This is a genomic window from Rhodoferax sp. GW821-FHT07F03, from assembly GCF_059418745.1.
In genome coordinates, this window is record NZ_JBWKQM010000002.1 from 306,951 (window position 1) to 325,498 (window position 18,548).

The following is an 18,548-nucleotide window of genomic DNA, read 5'->3' on the forward strand; positions in this document are numbered from 1 at the left end:
TTCTCTTATGGAGGCAATGACTCAGCGTAGCACTACGGTCTTCATGCCGTTGATGAACACCCTGCGGTCCAGGACAAAGCGCATGGCGCGGGACAGCACCAGGCTCTCCACCAGACGACCGGCTTGCGAAAGGTGTTGTGGTGTATCCGCATGGTCTACCCGCTCGACCGACTGCTCGATGATCGGGCCTTCGTCCAGGTCGGTGGTGGCAAAGTGGGCGGTGGCGCCGATCAGCTTCACGCCGCGGTCAAAAGCCTGCTGGTAGGGTTTTCCGCCCTTGAAGCCGGGCAGGAAGGAATGGTGGATGTTGATGACCCGGCCGTGCAGGCGCTCGCACAGCGATTCGGACAAAACTTGCATATAGCGCGCCAGCACCACGAATTCGGCACCGGTGTCGGCAATCAGCTGCTCCAGCTTGGCTTCTTGGGCTGGCTTGGTGTCGGCGCTGATGGGGATGTGGTGAAAGGGCAGGCCTTCGGCTTCGGCCAGCGGTGCCAGGTCGGGGTGGTTGGACACCACGGCGACGATGTCCATCTTCAGCTCGCCACGGCGCCACTGCGCGATCAGCTCGCGCAGGCAGTGGTCGAACTTGGACACCATGATCAGCACGCGGGTGGGCTGGGCCAGGTCGTGCACCGTCCATTGGGCTGCTGGAAAGCTTTTGGCCAGGTCGGCGAAGGCGCTTCGCAGCACATCCACCGAGCTGCTGAGGCTGAACACGCTGCGTACGAAAAAGCGCTCGGTCGTATGGTCGTCAAACACCGAAAACTGTTCGATGTAGGCGCCGTGCTGGTTCAGCAGTTCGGACACGGCGGCGACCTGTCCCTGGGCACTGCCGCAGGCCAGGTTCAGGCAGAAATGGGTGGAAGAAGCCGAGGTCATAGCAGAGCGCGCCAAAAATGGGTAAAGGTAGTGCTGCCGGGTTGATACGGCAGCACTGCAGGTGGGGAGAACTTACTTCAGCGACGCGGTAACCGCAGGCAGGCCATCCTGACCCGAGAAGGTCTTCACACCCTTGAGCCAGCCTTCCAGCACGCCAGGGTTCTTCTTCAGGTAGGCCTTGGCTGCGGCCTCGGGCTTGGCCTTGTCCAGGATGCCGATCATCACGTTGTTTTCAATCGTGGTGGTGAACTGCAGGTTCTTCAGCAGCGTGGCAACGTTCGGGCAGCGGGCTTCGTAGCTGGGGGGCACGGCGGTGAAGACCTTGGCTTCACCCAGATTGGGGCCGAACACATCATCGCCGCCTTCCAGGTACTTCATCTTCATCTGCACGTTCATGGGGTGGGGTTCCCAGCCCAGGAACACGATGCCCTTGTTGCTGCGGCTGGCGCGCTGCACTTCGGCCAGCATGCCGGCCTCGGATGACTCGACCATCTTGAAGCCCTTGAGGCCGAACTGGTTCTTGTCGATCATGCCCTGGATCAGCGCATTGCCGTCGTTGCCAGGTTCAATGCCGTAGATCTTGCCGTCCAGATCTTTCTGGAACTTGGCGATGTCATTGAAGGTCTTCAGGCCCTTGTCGTACAGGTAGGCGGGTACGGCCAGGGTGTATTTGGCACCGACCAGGTTGGGTTGCTCCAGCACCTTGATCTGGCCGGCCTTGACGAAGGGCTCGATGATGGGCGTCATGCTGGGGTTCCAGTACCCCAGGAAGGCGTCAATCTGTTTGGACTTGATGCCTGCGAAGGTGATCGGTACCGAGGCGATGGTCACCGTGGGCTTGTAACCCAGGCCTTCGAGCACCACGGAAGCCAGGCCGGTGGTGGCGGCAATATCACTCCAGCCCACGTCGGCAAAACGCACGGTTTTGCAGCTGGCTTCTTCTGCATGCGCAAGCGGTGCGCACAGCGAGAAGGCGGAGGAGGCGAGACCGAGAAGAGCGAGTTTCAATTTCATGACCGATTCCTAGTGGGTGGAGGGGCAGGTGTTGTACCAAGTGACGACACCATGCACTTTCACAGGTTGGCGGCTGGAAACTTTGCTGAGAACGACGCGGAGTTGTCCGGGTACGGCAAGTGTCAGAGACTTGTCAGAATATTAGGCATAAAAAAGCCTGCCTGCGCAGGTTTTATATGCGCAGGCGGCTATAAATTATGTAGCAATAGGTGGCGCCAACGCTTAGGCGCCGTTGGGGCCAAAAAAAACAGCCGATGAAGCCGGCTTCAGGCTACGCGAATGGCGGATACCGTTGCCGAGGCCTGCTTGGGCCAGGCCGGTGCACGTGCAGGCGTGGTGCCGGCATGGCGGCGGCGTTCCTCGCTGGGCGAGTGGCCGAACAGGCTGCGGTAGGCCTTGCAGAAATGCGAGGACGACTGGAAGCCGCAGGCCACCGTGACCTGCATGATGGGCATGCTGCTGTGCGTCAGCAGCTCCTGCGCGCGGCGCAGCCGCAGGTTCATGTAGTACTGCGCCGGGTTCATGCTGAAGTAGCGGTGGAACAGCCGCTCCAGCTGGCGCAGCGACAGTGCAATGGCGTTGGCCAGCTCGGCCAGCGGCAAGGGATCTTCGATGTTGGCGGCCATGATTTCGGCGGCCTCGGTCAAATGCTGGTAGCCCGGGCCTATGCATTCGGGCTGGGGTATGCGCTGGCGGTCGTTGCTGGCGCGCAGGCGCTCCACGATGAACTGCTCAGAAATGTCCATCACCAGTTTGGCGCCGTGGCTGGCACGGATCAGGTGCAGCATCAGGTGCAGCGGCGCCGTACCACCTGAGCAAGTGATGCGGTCGCGGTCCAGGATGAAGACCTCGGTGGCGAACTGCACCTTGGGGAATTCTTCGCCAATGGCGGCCAGGTTTTCCCAATGGATGGCGCAACGGTAGCCGTCGAGCAGGCCGGCGCTGGCCAGGGCGAAAGAGCCGGTGCATAACGCGCCCATGGTCACCCCGTGGGTGGCCAGCTGGCGCAGCATGTGGCGGACCGTGTCGTCGGTGTTGCGGCGGATGTTGACGCCGCCACAGACAAACACCGTATCGCATTCCGACAGGCTGGCCAGGTCGCCGGTGGAGCCCATGGTCAGGCCATTACTGGCCTGGGCGCCACTTTGTTCGGTACTCACCACTGTCCAGCTGTACAGCGGGCGGCGGCTGATGTAGTTGGCCATGCGCAGTGTTTCCACCGCGTTGGCAAAGGCGATCATCGAGTAATCGGGCATCAGAATGAAGCCGATGCGCGTGGTATCTGTTGAAACGGAAGCGTCGTTGGCTCCGAATGCCGCAGCCGGTGAGGCCTGGGTTGGGGCAAGGGGACTGCGTGGCAAAGGGGCGCTCCTCAGTTTCTGCGTGGGGTCAGCTGTCGCGGCCTTTGCGGGCCACGCCAAAGCTTTCAGTCAGGCGGTCAAGAATGATAGCCAGCAAGACGACGGCCAGACCACTCTCAAACCCTAGGCCGATGTCCAGTCGCTGGATGCTGGCCAGCACGTCGTTGCCCAGGCCGCCAGCGCCCACCATGGAGGCGATGATGACCATGGACAGCGCCATCATGATGGTCTGGTTCACGCCGGCCATGATGGTCGGCATGGCGATCGGCAGCTGCACCTTGAACAGCAACTGGGTCGAGGTGCAGCCAAAAGCGTTGCCGGCCTCCACCTGCTCGGAGCTGACCTGGCGTATGCCCAGGCTGGTCAAGCGCACCACCGGCGGCATGGCGAAGATCACGGTTGCAATCGTGCCGGGCACGCGGCCCAGGCCAAACAGCATGGCTGCAGGTATCAGGTACACAAAAGCGGGCATGGTCTGCATGAAATCGAGTACGGGTCGCACGCTGGCGTTGATGTGGTTGTTGCGGGCACACCAGATGCCCAGGGGAATACCAAAAAACAGGCTGATCAGGGTGGCCGACAGCGTCAGCGCCAGCGTCACCATGGTTTGCGGCCAGAAGCCAGTCACCACGATCAGCATCAACGCCAAAGCAACAAACAGGCCAAAGCCCCAACTGAGCCGACGAATGCCGACAACGGTGGCGACTGCAATCACTAGCCAGAAGGGAATCGCCAGCATGCCCTGCTCGATGGATTGGGCAAAGCCCTCGACCACTACGCCGATGGAGTCGAACACGGTGGCGCCGTTATCCAGCAGGGTTTTGACGCCTGCGTTGACCCACTTGCCCAGGGGCAGCATGTTGTGGGTGGCGTCGGTGACTTGGGTGAGCAGATCAGACATGGCGGGCTTCCTGGGACATCTTGACGAGCAGACTGCGGGCAGAGATGCAGCCCAGCAACTGGTTGGCGGCATCGAACACGCCGACCGGCTGGTCCATGCCCAGCACGATCTTCATGGCCTCGGGCAGGGTGGTGGACCAGGGCAGGCGCGGGCCGCCGTTGTACGAGTGGCCGTTGAGGCCCGGGTCCAGCAGGTCGGCGGCGGTGAGGTAGCGCGAGGTGTCCACACCCTCGAAGAACTTGCGCACATAGGCGTTGGCCGGCTGGGTGATGATCTGGTGCGCCGTACCCTCTTGCACCAGGTTGCCGCCTTCCATGATGGCGATGCGGGTGCCGATGCGCAGAGCTTCTTCCAGGTCGTGCGAGACGAACAAAACGGTGCGTTGCTGTTCGCGCTGCAACTCCAGCATCAGGCCCTGCATTTCCACGCGCTTGAGCGGATCGAGCGCCGAGAAGGCTTCGTCCATCAGCAGAATATCGGGGTCTACCGCCAGCGCGCGTGCTAAGCCCACGCGCTGCTGCATGCCGCCGGACAGCTGAGATGGGTATTTGGCTGCGTAGGTTTGCAGGCCTACCTGGGCCAGCACTTCCATGGCGCGGGTTTCCCGTTCCTTGCGCGGTGTGCCGGCCATTTCCAGGCCGAAGGCGGCGTTGTCCAGCACATTGCGGTGTGGCATGAGGGCGAAGGACTGGAACACCATGGCCACCCGCTTGCGCCGCCAGCGCACCAGCGCGTCATGGGGCAGCTTGGCGATGTCTTCACCGTCGATGTTGATGGAGCCGGAGGAGGGTTCCACCAGGCGGTTGATCAACCGGATGAGGGTGGACTTGCCCGAGCCGGACAGGCCCATGAGCACATAAATCTCGCCTGGCGTAACGTCAAAGCTGACCTTATTGACGCCCACGACATGCCCGGTTTTGGCGAAAACCTCGTCCTTGCTACGACCTTCATTGAGTAACTTGACGGCTTCTGAGATATTGCTGCCGAATATCTTGTACAGATTTTTGACGCTAATTTTTGGGTTTGACATCGTGGGTCTCCAGGAACTTTGGATCAATGCGTTGGTCTATTCTTATAAGCAAATGATGTGCCACCCATAAATGGGTTGACTTTATTATGTTTGGTTAATTTTTGGGTAAATATGAATATTGTTTTAATGGTTTGCACCAAAGTAGAATTTTGGTGAGGTGACGGATGTCGGGCATGGTGCATGGCTGGTTTTTTGCGAAGTGCATGCACACATTAGTGTTCATCTTTCGAGTGAAATGTCACTCGTAGGCTTGCTGCAGCAGGGCAGAATCCAGCCTTGGTCAATCTCGCGCTGGCGTATGCCGCCAGCATGTTTCATTTCTACCTGACCCGATATTTTCTTGGTTTTGCAGGTGCCGCAGGCACCGCTGCTGCAAGAAGAGGGTAGGCGCAAACCGGCTGCGGCGGCAGCTTTTAAAATGGTTTGGTCTGATGGGCAGTCGAATATCTTGCCCATTTTCTCGAGTTGGATTTTAAATGTGGGCGTGCTATCAATTTTTATTATCTCGTCGACGCCTGGTTTGAATTGCGCCTCTGATAATTCTTCGGTAGGCAGGGATTCGAAAGAGAAACTTTCTTCGCGGTAGCGCTGCATTTCGAAACCTGCCCCCGCCAGCAGGCCGCGCACCGCGCCCATGAACGGAGCCGGGCCGCAGGTGTAGACGTCGCGCTGCATAAAGTCGGGCGCAATATGCGCCAGCCGTGCCGCGTCCAGCCGACCGAGGTAGCCCGCGTAAGCGCTACCCGGTGTGTGCTGTTCGCACACCATGGCCAGTCGCAAATGGGGCATATTGCGCGCCATCATGGTGAGTTCTTCGGGAAACAGCACATCGGCGGGCGTGCGCGCGCAGTGCACAAACACGATGTTGGCGTCGCTGCCCAGGTCGTGCAGGGCGCGCGTCATGGACATCAGTGGTGTCACGCCGCTGCCGCCGGACAGGAACAGATAGCTTTTCGCCGGCGCCTTGAAGCAGCTGAACTCGCCCGACGGCCCCATGGCCCCCAGCGCCATGCCCACGCGCAGATTGTCATGCAGCCAGTTGGACACCACGCCGCCAGGCACCCGCTTGACGGTGATGCTGACCAGGTCGGGCCGGGTGGGCGTGCTGGATAGGGTGTAGCAGCGGTTGATCTTGCTGCCGGCAATGTCCAGCTCCAGCGTGATGAATTGGCCGGGCAGATAGCGAAAGTTGCGCGGACCGTCGGCGGCCAGTACAAAGGTTTTCACGTCGTGCGTTTCCTGGCGGATGTGCACGCAGCGCAGGGTTTCATCCCGGTCGGAAGACCAGGGCTGGGACGCCGGGCCGGCGAAATCGGGGGCAAAAGAGGGGATGGACATGGCGGTGCTTACAGCGCAAGGGTGGCGGTGGTTTACTTCGTCAGAGCGCTCAGGCGGTTCACGTACCAGTTGCAGAACTTCTCTACCAGACCTTCAGTGAAGGGGGAGTAAGGGCCAGGTTCATAGGCGCCGGTGGCGATGCCGATCTGTGACTCTTCCACCAGGCGGCGGTCCTGGTCGTTGGTGGCGTTCCACACGGCGGTCAGGTTTTCCTTGGTGTAGTCCACACCTTCGACCGCATCCTTGTGCACGCACCAGGTGGTGCGCACCAGGGTCTTGGTGGCTGAGATCGGCAGCACGGTGAAACTGACGATATGGTCGCTCATGAAATGGTGCCAGGAGTTCGGTTGGGTCCAGAAAGACAGGCCACCGAGCGCCGGATCTACGAAGTCTGCTAGCAATTTCTTGGAGGCGACCTCGGCATTCATGGTCTGCGACTGGCCCGAGCGGTCGATCGGCAGGCGCTGGGTGCGAAAGCCGGTGACGCGGTCGTCCAGCGTGTCGATCTCGGCAGAGGGCAGGCCCATGCCTTCCCAGCGCTCGTGGTTGGCGGCCAGGATGTCCTGGAAGCGCTGCAGATCGGCCTTGTTGTGTTCGTCGGGTTGGTAGCCAAAGCCGTATTCGTACAGCGAGATGGTCAGCTCGGGGTGGTTGCTCACGCAGTGGTAGCACTCACGGTTGTTCTCCATGGTGAGCTTCCAGTTGCAGTCCTCGATGATGTCGACCTGGGCCGCCACTTTGCAGTCCTGCAGCCGGTGCGGCGCGATATAGGGCGTCATCTCGGCCGCCATCTGCTCAAAGTCTTCGGGTGGATTTTCGGCCAGGCAGATGAAGATCAGGCCGGCCAGGCTGCGCACATTCACCTTTTTCAGGCTCAGATGGCTGGGATCGAAGTCTTCGCCCATGTGCTTGGCGTGGATCAGCTTGCCGGTCAGGTCATAGGTCCACTGGTGGTAGGGGCAGACGATGTTGCCCACTACGCCTTGCTGGCTGGCGCATAGGCGCGAGCCGCGGTGGCGGCAGACGTTGTGGAAGGCCTGCACCTGGTTGTCGTCGTCGCGCACGATCAGGATGGAGTTTTTGCCGAAATCCACCGTGATGTAGTCGCCCGCTTCGGGAATTTGCGGCTCTACCGCGACGAAGATCCAGTGCTTGCCGAAGATGTGCTCCAAGTCGGCCTGCAGAACGGTCTCGCTCAGGTAAAACGGTGCCTCCAGGCTGTAACCGGGGCGGCGGCGCGCTAGCAACTCACGAGTGAGTAGAGACTGCGCTGAAATGGTCGTGGTCATGTGGGCGTCTCCTAAAAATGCACAAGAGAGTGGGTGCGCAGGTAGTCCAGAACTGCCTGCGCCTTCGTATGGGGGGTACCGGTTTGCAGCACGGTGCCGCCGGTAGAGGGCGACTCAATCGCGCCGAGCATACGGGCGTGGCCGCTTTGCACGGTGCGGGCTTCGAGTAATTTGCGCCGCAGCGTGCGGGGCACCAACTGGCCTTGCGGTGCACGGCCGGCGGCGGCGTTTGATACGGATGTGCGTACCACTGTGCCGGCCATCGCATCCGCCAACGAGTGGCGCAGCGTGACAGGTGCTGCGGCGCTGATGACCAGCACGGCAGGTGGGGTGACACGCAAGCGGCGGCGTGCGCCTTTGGGCAGTGCCTGGGTGATTATCCAGGCCTTGCCGTCGACTTGCACCGCCAGCACATCGGTGATCACCGGGCGGCCCAGCGCGGTAGCCAGCGCAAAAGGCAAAACGCCTGTGCCTTGTTCGGACTCCGGGCGTGTGCCCGCCAGGACCCAGGGTATGTTGTGCAAGGCAGGCAACAACACATCGCAGGTATCGGCATCCGATTCCAGAATTTCCAGCTGGGTGGCGCCCAGCGCCAGATAGTCGCGGGCCACAGCATCCGGCATGCTACCTGCGGTGAGTAAGCGCACGGTGCCGGGCAAGCCCAAGGCCAGGGCGGCGGCCGTTGCATCGGCACGGCTGCGGGTGGATTTGCCACTGACCGCGTGGGTGCGGGCAGCGACCAGTACGGTGATATCGCTCATACCCCCTCCTTCTGTTGGCGAACCAGTTCCAGCAGGGCCTGCATCAGGGCGGCACTGTCTTCCACCACCGTCAGGTCCGCACGGCGGGAAATGGGGGCGGATGCGTCCAGGTTGACCGCGATTACGTGGCGGCAATCCTTGATGCCTTGCAAATGCTGTACCGCGCCCGAGATGCCCAGCGCCAGATAGCCCGAGGCCGACACGGTTTTGCCGGTGGCACCCACCTGCTGCGCGCGGGTGAACCGGCCGTCGTCCACCGCCACGCGCGATGCGCCCACGGCGGCACCCACTTCGCGTGCCAGGGTGTGGAACAGCGGCACATCGATTACGCCATTGCCGGCAGCCAGGATGAAATCGGCTTCTTCCAGCGCCAGGGTTTGTGGGTCGCCGGCTTGTACGCCCATGTCTTCGATGCCCAGCTCCACCACGGCCGGCAGCGGTGGCGCTGATTCCTGGTTACCCAGGCCCACAAACGGCAGCTTGGTGCTGGCAACGTTCTTGGCCAGCAGCATGACCGGGGCATGTGGGCGCAGCCAGTCTTGGTGGCTATTGGCAGATACACGCAGCTTGTCGGCAGCCAGCTCGGCCACGCCGCAGACCAGGTCCAGTCCGGCGTTGACGGCGAAGCGTCGGCCCAGCTGCCCATCGGCGCCGGCATCGGCAAACAGCCATTGCGCGGGTTGCAGCAGTGCTTGCAGCTTTTGCAGCCAAGCCACACAGGCGCCAGGTTGGTAGCGGCCGGAGTCCAGGTCTTCCAGGACCAGCATGCGGTCTGCGCCCAGCGCTGCGACATCGTCATGGCAGGCGCCGAGCACGGCCACTACCACTTCGACCTGGGCCGAGGCCAATATGGCTGCAGCCGCAACCGCCTGGCGTGCACCATCGGTCAATGCGCCGCGCTCGGCATGGGTGACCACCACGGTGGTCTGGTTGAACGGGCCGGCGCTGCGCACCGGCTTGGCCGCAGCGTGGTGGGCCGAGCGGCCGTTGGCCAGGCGCTCGCCCTCGCTGCTGCCCAGCACGATGCGACGCAGGCCGGCGGGCGTGATGATGGCCGGGCGGCGCGGGTCGATGCGCGGCACGGCGGAATGCATAGGGGCGTTCATGCAACCTCCAGGGCGTGGGCCACCAGCTCGGCAATGTCCCGCACTTCAGGGCGTGGGCCGACCACACCTTCCAGCATGGCGGTGCAGTTTGGGCAGGCCACGGCGACGATGCCCGCGCCAGTGGTTTTGGCATCCAGCATACGGATGTCCGGTATGCGGGTGCTGCCAGGGATGTCAGTGAAGGGTGCACCGCCACCGCCGCCGCAGCAGCGGCCGCGTTCACGGTTGCGTTCCATCTCCACCACCTTGATGCCGATACCCTTGAGCACGGAGCGCGGTGCATCCACCTCGCGGCCATAGCGGCCCAGGTAGCAGGGATCGTGGTAGGTCACGGTCTCCAGGCTGCCGCTGCGGGTGGGTTTGAGCTGGCCTTTGGCCAACAGCTCAGCCATCAGCTGGGTGTGGTGCCATACATCGAAGTCGCCGCCCATGGCTGGAAACTCGTTCTTCAGCGAATGGAAGATGTGCGGGTCGGGCGTCACGATGTGCTGGAACCGGCGCGTTTTCAGCGTGGCAATCAGCTGCTTGGACAGGCGTTGGAAACCCGCTTCGTCACCCAGGCGGCGGGCCAGGTCGCCGCAATCGGTTTCGGCCGCACCCAGCATGGCGATCTTCAAACCGGCCTTTTGCAGCGTCTTGATGAAGGCCCGCAGCGTGCGCTGGTAGCGCATGTCGAAACCACCTTCGCCCACTAGCACCAGCCAGTCGGTCTGGCCGCCGACATCGAGTACCGGCACGTTCAGGTCGGCCGCCCAGTGGTGGCGGGCTGTCAGCGGGAAGCCGCCCACGGTATCGGTGTCGCGCAGCTGCTCCAGGGCTTCGCCGCCCTTGTTGGGCACCACGCCACCGACCAGGGTGATGTGGCGGCGCATGTCGACGATGGCGTCCACATGCTCGATCAGCATCGGGCATTCCTGCACGCAAGCGCGGCAGGTGGTGCAGGACCAGAGAGTGTCGCTGTTGATCAGGCCATTGACGATGGGCAGGTGGGGTGCGCCCGCGTGCTCGCCGACCTTCTGGCCGGGGTAGGGGCTGCCGGCATAGTTGGCGTCAGATTTGGCGCTCATACCGACCACCAGGTCCTGGATCAGCTTCTTCGGGTTCAACGGCTGGCCGGCGGCAAAGGCTGGGCAGGCGGCTTCGCACTTGCCGCACTGTACGCAGGCGTCGAAGGACAGCAGCTTGTTCCAGGCAAAATTTGCGGGTTTGCCTACGCCCATGTCGTCGGCGGTCAGCTTCAAAGGCTGCAGGGCGGTAGCGAAGCGTTTTTCGCTGGCCGTGCCAAAACGCTCGGGACGGGGATGCAGGCCTAGGTGCAGCAGGCCGGCGACCGCATGCTTCATCGGTCCGCTCAGGCCGATGCCCAGCGCCAGCTCCGCAGCGCCGGCGGCGAAAGCCAGGCTGATCAAACCCGCCAGCCACGGCGCCAGCGCCGTTCCAGTGAGTGCCACAGTTCCGACCAAAGCGACGGCGATGGCGAATAGCATCAGCGAGTAGGGCAGGCGGCTCCATGGACCCTTGGACAAGCGTGTCGGTGCATTGCGGCGCCGCGAGGCCATGGCGATGGCGCCAACCAGCATCATCAGGCCGGCCAGCAGCAGTACAGCGTCCAGGCTGCGCCAGTACAGGCCCAGGCCGTAGTTCACAGCCACCAGGGCCAGCGCCAGAATGGCGCCGCCGGCCACACCCACGTGGGCGCGTGCGACAAACGGCTCGCGCGCCACCACGTCATGCAGGTCCACAAAGTAACGCTTCGGTATTTGTAGCAGCCCGCGCAGATCCACACTGCGTGAACGGCCTGTTTTCCATATAAGCGCTCGGCGGGCCATACCCCAGGTCAAGCCCAGGACTGCCAACCAGAACAGCGTGCTCACCAGGTGCTGCAGCATCTTAAAAGTCCTTGCACAGGCGCAGCGAGTCGTAGATCGCAGCGTGGATGTTGTGCATGGAGACACAGTCGCCCACGCGGTAAAGCAGGAAGTTGCCATTGCCGGTGGGATGAGCAAGGCCGGGCTGTGGTTGTGCGTCGTACAAGGCTTCGATGTCGGTCTGGCCCTTGTTCAGCGACAGCGGCTTGAGCTGCCAGTACAGGCCGTCGTTCGGCAGGATGCCGTTTTCGACCACCACCTGGTCCACGGCGCGCTCTTCCAGCGCCTCGGTGTATTCGTTCTTCAGCACGGCGATCAGTTTGTCGCCTTCACGGTAAACCTTTTCCAGCCAGAAGTTCGGCGTCTGGATCACGGCATTGGCATACAACTGGCGGTAGAAGATCGGGAAGGTGGTGCCGCCTACGTCGTCGGCCACTTTCACGTCGGGGGTGACGATCTCCACCAGCTTGCCGCGCGCGGCGATGAAGTCGGCCACGCCAGTGCCCGCATGGGTGCTGATGCTGTCGTAGACCAGCACGTTTTCACCGGGTGCGACGGCGCCGGACAGGATGTCCCAGCCGCTGACGCACAGGCCCTCAGAAGCGCCCCAGGCCGGGGTCTGGCCGGTGTGCGGCACGCCGCCGGTGGCCAGCACCACGATGTCGGGTTGCTCTGCCAGGATCATCTCCTGCGTCGCGGCTACGCCCAGACGGCGGTCCACACCCAGGCGCACGGTTTCCATGTCGAACCAGCGGATGATGCCGGCCATCTGCTCGCGCTTCGGCGGCTTGGAAGCCAGGTTCACCTGGCCGCCGACCAACGCGTTCTTTTCAAACAGCACCACGTCATGGCCGCGTTCGCGGGCCACGCGGGCAGCCTCCAGCCCGGCCGGGCCGGCGCCTACGACGACCACTTTGCGGCGTTTGCCGGTGGTCTTCTCGATCACGTGCGGCATGGTTTCTTCGCGGCTGGTGGCCGCGTTCTGGATGCACAGCACGTCCAGGCCGTTGTATTGGCGGTCGATGCAGTAATTGGCACCCACGCATTGCTTGATCTGGTCTTCGCGTCCGTCGCGGATCTTGATGACCATGTGCGGGTCGGCGATCTGGGCACGGGTCATGCCGACCATGTCGACCATGCCGGTGGCCAGGATGCGTTCGGCCTGCGATGCATCGCGGATGCTTTGGGCGTGCATCACCGGCACTTTGGACACCGACTTGATACCGGCGGCCAGGTGCACAAAGGGCTCGGGCGGCAACGCCATTGGCGGCATGCAGTTGACCAAGGTGTTGTGCGTATCGGCACCGGAGCCGACCACGCTGAGGAAGTCGATCAGGCCGCTCTCGCTCATGGCCTGGGCAATCTCCTTGGCCATTTCGTGGCTGATGCCGTCCTCATGGAATTCATCGCCGCACATGCGCATGCCGACGCAGAAGTCGCTGCCGACCTGCTCGCGCACGGCTTCCAGCACTTCCATGCCGAAGCGCAAGCGGTTTTCCAGGCTGCCACCGTATTCGTCGGTGCGGTGGTTCACGCGGGGGCTCCAGAACTGGTCGATCAGCTGTTGGTGCGCAGCGGAAATTTCGATGCCGTCCAGGCCGGCGTCTTTTACGCGCTTGGCAGCGCGGCCGTAGTCGGCCACGATGCGGCGGATTTCTTCGATTTCGATGGTCTTGGCGTTGCCGCGGTGCACCGGCTCGCGGATGCCGGAGGGGCTGACCAGATGTGGCCAGTCAAAACCGTGCCAGGCGTTGCGCCGCCCCATATGGGTGGCCTGGATCATGATCTTGGCGCCATGCTTGTGCATGGTTTCTGCTAGCTTGCTCAAGGGTTCGATCACTGAGCCCTTGGCCAGGTTGATCGAGCTCCACCACGACCAGGGGCTGTCACGCGATACCGGGCTGGAGCCGCCACAAATCGCCAGGCCCACGCCGCCCTTGGCTTTCTCTTCGTAGTAGCGGATGTAGCGTTCGGTAGGAACGCCACCTTCGGCATACACCTCGGCATGCGCCGTGCTGACGATGCGGTTGCGCAACAGCACCTGGTTCAGGCGGATCGGTTCAAACAAATGCGGGTAGCGCATGGCGGGCTCTGCTGGAAATAATTAAAGGGGGCTGACGGTGAAGATGCAGTGGCTGTGGCCTTCTGCCGCGCATTGGGTTTCAGCGCTGGTGGTGCGCACCGCTGAGCCGCTGGTCTCCAGTACCCAGTCCATGGCGCCGGAGAACCAGCCGGCGAACAGATAGCAGACCTTGCTGTGGTTCACTGGCACGCCGGCAATGCCTTGTGCCAGCACGAACACCGAATGCTCCAGCTTGACCTGGGCGTGGCCGGTGGCGGCATCGGCCTCGATGAAGGAGAACAGGCCCCAGCCGCGTTGCGACAGGCGTTTGAGGTAGTGCTCGTACACAGCCATGCCGGAGAGGCCATGGGTGGCAGCTTCCTGCTGGCACCAGAAGTAGGCCGAGCGGTAGCCGGCCTTGTACAGCGCCGGTGCATACACCTCGCGCCCCACTACGGCCTCGGTTTCGACATGGTTGTTGACGAAGAAGTGCCGAGGCACGTAAATCATCGGCAAGCCGTCGGTGGTCCAGATGCCGGTATCGGCGTTGACTTCAATGGGGAGTTGGGGATTCATGGGGGATCTCTTTGTAGGGAAAGGGAAATGCGCAGCCGTGGGCTTACTGGATCTGATCCGACTTGACCACCACCCAGTTGCGGTCGGCTGTCACGGGCAGGCCTTGGGCCTTCTGGGCTTCGGCATTCTTCTTTTGCATGGCTTGGATCTGCACCAGGTATTTGTCTTTGCGGTTCACCCAGACGCGCAGGCCACCGCGCTCTACGTCAGTACCGCGAAACAGCATGGGGCCGTCACTGACCGGGGTATCGCCCGCGACCAGAATGGGCTTCTTCCATTCGTCGATATAGGTATAGATGGCCGCTTGCTTACCTTCAAACCAGGTCATCGGTGCCCACAGCGCCGGGGTCAGTTCATGGTCAAGTAAGGCTGCGGGGTCGTATTTCTTGGCCGCAATCAGTTTGCGCGTATTGGTGATTTCGCCAGTTTTTCGGTCTTTCAGCTGCAGGCCGACACCGATGACGTTTTGTGGCTTGACGTTGTAGCCGTACTGAGGGTCTGCCAAGACCATGCGTATCAGATCCTCGCTGGCGGCACTTACGACGTAGACCTCAATGCCGTTTTCCATCAGCTTGTTGTAAAGCTCTTGCATACCGGGATAGAACTTGGGCGGTTTAACGGCAATGGTCTTGACCGTCGTGCCTTCGTAGTAGGTCGCGGGGATTGGCTGGCCGGAGGCCAGCATCTCGTCAATCCAGCCCTTGAGTTCGCGCAGGGTGTAACCCGAAAACACCTGGGCCACCCAGGGGTAACAGACCTGGTCGTCGATTTCGCACAGGCGGTAGTAATAGCTGTTGAGGCTTTCCTTGTGGCCGGCTATGTCTTTGAATGGAATCAGCTTGAGTGCAGGGTCCAGCTTGTCGCGGCTCAGAATGCCTTTCATTTCCAGAAACGGCAGCAGGGATTCTTCAAGATCATTGTTGTAGGTGGTGTTGTCGGCGTCGAACACCGCAAACGCCCCCTTGTTGGCATTAGCCTGGATCAGGCTCTCCAGCTGTGTCGCAGCCTCGGGCGGCCAATGTTTCAACGCTGTCTGGGCCTGGGCGGAAAACGCCAACCCCAAACCCAGCACCCAAGGCACCAGGCGTTTGAAAGAAATCGTCTGCTTCAACATTGCGACACAGCCTTTGCTATCTGAAAAATGGATCGAACGGGATGCTTAGGCCAACCAGCCAGCAACACGGGCAGTGTTGTCATTCATCCATTTCTCGGCGGCGTCGGCAGGCTTGGCTCCACCTTCTACGGCCAGCATCACGGCGCCGATTTCTTCTGGCTTCCAGGACAGCTTTTTCAGGAAGGCTACAACCGTGGGTGCCTTGGTGTTCAAGCCGGGGTTGATCACGCTGTCCACATGCTCTTCGGCGCCGTAGACGTTCTTCGGATCGGCCAGGAAGCGCAGCTTGTACTTGGCAAACATCCAGTGTGGAATCCAGCCGGTCACAGCAATCGCTTTATTGGCGCGGTAGGCGCGGTCCAGTTCGGCAGCCATGGCCGGGCCTGAGCTGGGCTGTAAGCGCATTTCCAGGCCATAAGCCTTGATGGCCTCTTCAGTCTTCTTCATCACGCCGGCGCCGGCATCGATGCCGACGATGCGGTTGTCAAAGTCGGCGCGGTGGGTATTCAGGTCTGCCAGGCTGGTGGCCTTGACGTATTCCGGCACGATCAGGCCGATCTTGGCGCCTGGATAGTTGGTGCCGATGATCTGTACCTTGTCCTTGAAGTTGGCCAAATAGGCTTCGTGCGTCACAGGCAGCCAGGCCGACAACGTGGTGTCGATGTCGCCGCGCGCCACACCCTGCCACATGATGCCGGCAGCCAGGGGCACCAGCTCCACATTCATGCCCAGCTTACTGCGGATGATGGCGGCCGCCAGATTGGTGGTGGCGACGCTGTCCGACCAGCCATCGACAAAACCGATCTTGATGGTGGGTTTGGCCTGGGCAAAGGTAGCGCCACCGGACATGGCTAATGCGGACAGACTCAAAGTCTGTGTGAGGAATTCACGACGTTTGCGAGGGGAGAACGAAACGGTCATAGCAGCTAACTCCTGGTTGTGGATAGGGAATGCGAAGGGGCGGGAAACAGTGGGTGGTGGGTCTTAGGTGCCCCAGACCTGGTCGAAGAATTTCATCCAGTTGGCGCCCAGTACTTTGGTGATCCGGGTATCGGACCAGCCGGATTGCTGCATCGTAGTCGTCAGGTTGGGGAAGTCGCCGATGGTCCGGATGCCTTCGGGATTGATCACCTCGCCGAAGTTGGTCAGGCGGCGCCAGCGGCCTTTGTCATGCGTCAGCATGTCGAAGAACTCATGGCCGTGGCCCTGGGTAAAGTCAGAGCCCAGTCCCACGCAGTCTTCACCAACAATGTTGATGACGTAGTCGATGGCCTCGACGTAGTCGTGCACGGTCGACTCATTGCCGCGCTTGAGGAAGGGCGAGAACATGGTCACGCCGATGAAGCCGCCGTGGTCGGCGATGAACTTCAGCTCTGCGTCACTCTTGTTGCGCGGGTGGTCCTTCAGGCCCAGGGGCAGGCAGTGGGTGTAAGCCACGGGCTTGGTGGAGGCCAGAATCGCTTCTTCCGAGGTCTTGCTGCCCACGTGCGACAGGTCGACCATGATGCCCACGCGGTTCATCTCGGCGATGACCTCGCGGCCGTAGCCGGAAAGCCCGCCATCGCGCTCATAGCAGCCGGTGCCCACGAGGTTCTGCGTGTTGTAGCAAAGCTGGACCACGCGCACACCCATGTCGTGGAAGGCTTCGATGTAGCCGAGGTTGTCTTCAAAGGCATGGGCGTTCTGGAAGCCCAGGACGATGCCGGTCTTGCCATCGGCTTTCGCCTTGACGATGTCCGCTGTGTTGCGGGCCAGTGTGACGAGATCGCTGTTGTCGCGGATCAGCTGTTTCAGCTGGGCAATGTTGTCCACCGTCTTTGGAAAGTCCTCCCACACGGAGACGGTGCAGTTGGCAGCGGCCAGGCCGCCTTTCTTCATGTCTTCAAATACGCTGCGGTTCAGGTTGGCAATGATGAGACCGTCGATGACGATGGAATTCTGGTGCAGATTGCTCATGGTGATTTCCTTCAGGCGTAGAGGGGAAAGCGGGCAGTCAGTGCTTTGACGCGGGCGTAGACCGAAGCTTCGGTCGCGGCGTCGCCGGCGGGGTTGGTCTTCAGGCTGTTGAAGACTTCCAGCATCAGGCGGCCGACTTCTTCAAATTCGGCCGTGCCGAAGCCGCGCGTGGTGCCAGCAGCGGTGCCGACGCGGATGCCCGAGGTGATGGTCGGTTTTTCGTCGTCGAACGGAATGCCATTCTTGTTGCAGGTGATGCCGGCACGCTCCAGCGCCACTTCGGTGGTGTTGCCCTTCAGGCCCAGCGGGCGCAGGTCGACCAGCAGCAGGTGGTTGTCGGTGCCGCCAGTCACCAGGTCTAGGCCACCGGCTTTTAGTACGGCGCCCAGGGCCTTGGCGTTGGCCACAACCTGCTGGGTATAGGCTTTGAAGCTGGGCTGCAGTGCCTCGCCAAAGGCCACAGCTTTGGCGGCGATGACGTGCATCAGCGGGCCGCCTTGCGAGCCGGGGAACACGGCGGAATTGATCTTCTTGGCGATCTCGGCGTCATTGGTCAGCACCACACCGCCGCGCGGGCCACGCAGGGTTTTGTGGGTGGTGGAGGTGGTCACATGCGCATGTGGCACCGGGCTGGGGTAGACGCCGGTGGCAACCAGGCCGGCCACGTGGGCCATGTCCACCATCAGCAGCGCGCCCACCTTGTCGGCGATTGCGCGGAAGCGCGCCCAGTCAATGGTGCGGGGGTAGGCCGAGAAGCCCGCAATGATGAGTTTGGGCTTGTGCTCGACGGCCAAGGCTTCGACTTCGTCGTAGTCGATCAGCGAGTCGGCGCGGCGCACGCCGTACTGCACAGCCTTGAACCACTTGCCCGACAGCGCGGGCTTGGCGCCGTGCGTCAGGTGGCCGCCGGCCGACAGCGACATGCCCAGCACCGTGTCGCCAGGCTGCACCAGGGCCAGCATCACGGCGGTGTTGGCTTGGGCCCCGGAGTGGGGCTGCACATTGGCGAACTCGCAGCCGAACAGTTTGCATAGGCGCTCAATCGCCAGGGCCTCGACCACGTCCACATGCTCGCAGCCACCGTAGTAGCGCTTGCCGGGGTAGCCTTCGGCGTACTTGTTGGTCAGTACGGAGCCTTGGGCTTCGAGTACGGCCTTGGAGACGATGTTTTCCGAGGCGATCAGTTCGATCTGTTCGCGCTGGCGTTTCAGTTCGTGGTCCATGGCGACGCTGACTGCAGGGTCGGCCTGGGCTACGCCGGTGGAGAAGAAGGCTTCAGTGGTCATGGTG

Annotated in this window: 16 protein-coding genes; all 16 read right to left on the reverse strand. The window is 61.9% G+C overall.

Annotated features, from left to right (window positions below):
• Nucleotides 1–21 precede the first annotated feature (21 nt).
• Complete coding sequence (gene purU / locus AC07R0_RS04055) at nucleotides 22–882, reverse strand: formyltetrahydrofolate deformylase (RefSeq protein ID WP_495103882.1); 861 nt, start codon at nucleotides 880–882, stop codon at nucleotides 22–24.
• A gap of 72 nt (nucleotides 883–954) precedes the next feature.
• The gene (locus tag AC07R0_RS04060) at nucleotides 955–1,896 is read right to left on the reverse strand and encodes a choline ABC transporter substrate-binding protein (RefSeq protein WP_495073790.1); all 942 of its coding nucleotides are present in this window, start codon (nucleotides 1,894–1,896) and stop codon (nucleotides 955–957) included.
• A gap of 266 nt (nucleotides 1,897–2,162) precedes the next feature.
• Entirely contained in the window at nucleotides 2,163–3,257 is a 1,095-nt protein-coding gene (locus AC07R0_RS04065; RefSeq protein WP_495103883.1) for a GlxA family transcriptional regulator, read from the reverse strand.
• 28 nt (nucleotides 3,258–3,285) lie between these two features.
• Nucleotides 3,286–4,158 carry an ABC transporter permease gene (locus tag AC07R0_RS04070; RefSeq protein ID WP_495073788.1) on the reverse strand — a complete coding sequence of 291 codons (873 nt, stop codon included), beginning with the start codon at nucleotides 4,156–4,158 and terminating at the stop codon, nucleotides 3,286–3,288.
• Nucleotides 4,151–5,188, reverse strand: coding sequence for a quaternary amine ABC transporter ATP-binding protein (locus AC07R0_RS04075; protein WP_495103884.1), 1,038 nt, complete (start codon nucleotides 5,186–5,188; stop codon nucleotides 4,151–4,153). The genes AC07R0_RS04070 and AC07R0_RS04075 overlap by 8 nt, the downstream gene beginning before the upstream one ends.
• 219 nt (nucleotides 5,189–5,407) lie before the next feature.
• Nucleotides 5,408–6,526, reverse strand: a complete 1,119-nt coding sequence (locus AC07R0_RS04080; RefSeq protein WP_495103885.1) for an FAD-binding oxidoreductase — start codon at nucleotides 6,524–6,526, stop codon at nucleotides 5,408–5,410.
• 32 nt (nucleotides 6,527–6,558) lie between these two features.
• Nucleotides 6,559–7,815 carry an aromatic ring-hydroxylating oxygenase subunit alpha gene (locus AC07R0_RS04085; protein ID WP_495073785.1) on the reverse strand — a complete coding sequence of 419 codons (1,257 nt, stop codon included), beginning with the start codon at nucleotides 7,813–7,815 and terminating at the stop codon, nucleotides 6,559–6,561.
• A gap of 11 nt (nucleotides 7,816–7,826) precedes the next feature.
• Nucleotides 7,827–8,576, reverse strand: coding sequence for an adenine nucleotide alpha hydrolase family protein (locus AC07R0_RS04090; RefSeq protein WP_495103886.1), 750 nt, complete (start codon nucleotides 8,574–8,576; stop codon nucleotides 7,827–7,829).
• Nucleotides 8,573–9,682 (reverse strand): FAD-binding protein, encoded by a 1,110-nt coding sequence (locus AC07R0_RS04095; RefSeq protein ID WP_495103887.1) that lies wholly within the window; start codon nucleotides 9,680–9,682, stop codon nucleotides 8,573–8,575. Before AC07R0_RS04095 ends, AC07R0_RS04090 begins: the two co-directional genes overlap by 4 nt.
• Nucleotides 9,679–11,571, reverse strand: coding sequence for a (Fe-S)-binding protein (locus tag AC07R0_RS04100; RefSeq protein WP_495103888.1), 1,893 nt, complete (start codon nucleotides 11,569–11,571; stop codon nucleotides 9,679–9,681). Before AC07R0_RS04100 ends, AC07R0_RS04095 begins: the two co-directional genes overlap by 4 nt.
• A gap of 1 nt (nucleotide 11,572) precedes the next feature.
• Nucleotides 11,573–13,633 carry an oxidoreductase gene (locus tag AC07R0_RS04105; RefSeq protein ID WP_495103889.1) on the reverse strand — a complete coding sequence of 687 codons (2,061 nt, stop codon included), beginning with the start codon at nucleotides 13,631–13,633 and terminating at the stop codon, nucleotides 11,573–11,575.
• 21 nt (nucleotides 13,634–13,654) lie between these two features.
• The gene (locus AC07R0_RS04110) at nucleotides 13,655–14,188 is read right to left on the reverse strand and encodes a DUF5943 domain-containing protein (RefSeq protein ID WP_495103890.1); all 534 of its coding nucleotides are present in this window, start codon (nucleotides 14,186–14,188) and stop codon (nucleotides 13,655–13,657) included.
• A gap of 43 nt (nucleotides 14,189–14,231) precedes the next feature.
• Nucleotides 14,232–15,302, reverse strand: a complete 1,071-nt coding sequence (locus tag AC07R0_RS04115) for an HAD family hydrolase (protein WP_495103891.1) — start codon at nucleotides 15,300–15,302, stop codon at nucleotides 14,232–14,234.
• Nucleotides 15,303–15,347: 45 nt separating this feature from the next.
• Complete coding sequence (locus AC07R0_RS04120) at nucleotides 15,348–16,223, reverse strand: glycine betaine ABC transporter substrate-binding protein (RefSeq protein WP_495103892.1); 876 nt, start codon at nucleotides 16,221–16,223, stop codon at nucleotides 15,348–15,350.
• A gap of 63 nt (nucleotides 16,224–16,286) precedes the next feature.
• Nucleotides 16,287–17,258 (reverse strand): dipeptidase, encoded by a 972-nt coding sequence (locus AC07R0_RS04125; RefSeq protein WP_495103893.1) that lies wholly within the window; start codon nucleotides 17,256–17,258, stop codon nucleotides 16,287–16,289.
• An 11-nt stretch (nucleotides 17,259–17,269) separates the two neighbouring features.
• On the reverse strand, nucleotides 17,270–18,544 hold the full coding sequence (gene glyA, locus AC07R0_RS04130; protein ID WP_495103894.1) for a serine hydroxymethyltransferase: 1,275 nt from the start codon (nucleotides 18,542–18,544) through the stop codon (nucleotides 17,270–17,272).
• Nucleotides 18,545–18,548 lie beyond the last annotated feature (4 nt).

Bases quoted from the DNA above. Each gene is read 5' to 3' on its own strand.
- purU (WP_495103882.1), bottom strand. From the start codon at position 882: ATGACCTCGGCTTCTTCCACCCATTTCTGCCTGAACCTGGCCTGCGGC.
- AC07R0_RS04060 (WP_495073790.1), bottom strand. From the start codon at position 1,896: ATGAAATTGAAACTCGCTCTTCTCGGTCTCGCCTCCTCCGCCTTCTCG.
- AC07R0_RS04070 (WP_495073788.1), bottom strand. From the start codon at position 4,158: ATGTCTGATCTGCTCACCCAAGTCACCGACGCCACCCACAACATGCTG.
- AC07R0_RS04075 (WP_495103884.1), bottom strand. From the start codon at position 5,188: ATGTCAAACCCAAAAATTAGCGTCAAAAATCTGTACAAGATATTCGGC.
- AC07R0_RS04080 (WP_495103885.1), bottom strand. From the start codon at position 6,526: ATGTCCATCCCCTCTTTTGCCCCCGATTTCGCCGGCCCGGCGTCCCAG.
- AC07R0_RS04085 (WP_495073785.1), bottom strand. From the start codon at position 7,815: ATGACCACGACCATTTCAGCGCAGTCTCTACTCACTCGTGAGTTGCTA.
- AC07R0_RS04090 (WP_495103886.1), bottom strand. From the start codon at position 8,576: ATGAGCGATATCACCGTACTGGTCGCTGCCCGCACCCACGCGGTCAGT.
- AC07R0_RS04095 (WP_495103887.1), bottom strand. From the start codon at position 9,682: ATGAACGCCCCTATGCATTCCGCCGTGCCGCGCATCGACCCGCGCCGC.
- AC07R0_RS04100 (WP_495103888.1), bottom strand. From the start codon at position 11,571: ATGCTGCAGCACCTGGTGAGCACGCTGTTCTGGTTGGCAGTCCTGGGC.
- AC07R0_RS04105 (WP_495103889.1), bottom strand. From the start codon at position 13,633: ATGCGCTACCCGCATTTGTTTGAACCGATCCGCCTGAACCAGGTGCTG.
- AC07R0_RS04110 (WP_495103890.1), bottom strand. From the start codon at position 14,188: ATGAATCCCCAACTCCCCATTGAAGTCAACGCCGATACCGGCATCTGG.
- AC07R0_RS04115 (WP_495103891.1), bottom strand. From the start codon at position 15,302: ATGTTGAAGCAGACGATTTCTTTCAAACGCCTGGTGCCTTGGGTGCTG.
- AC07R0_RS04120 (WP_495103892.1), bottom strand. From the start codon at position 16,223: ATGACCGTTTCGTTCTCCCCTCGCAAACGTCGTGAATTCCTCACACAG.
- AC07R0_RS04125 (WP_495103893.1), bottom strand. From the start codon at position 17,258: ATGAGCAATCTGCACCAGAATTCCATCGTCATCGACGGTCTCATCATT.
- glyA (WP_495103894.1), bottom strand. From the start codon at position 18,544: ATGACCACTGAAGCCTTCTTCTCCACCGGCGTAGCCCAGGCCGACCCT.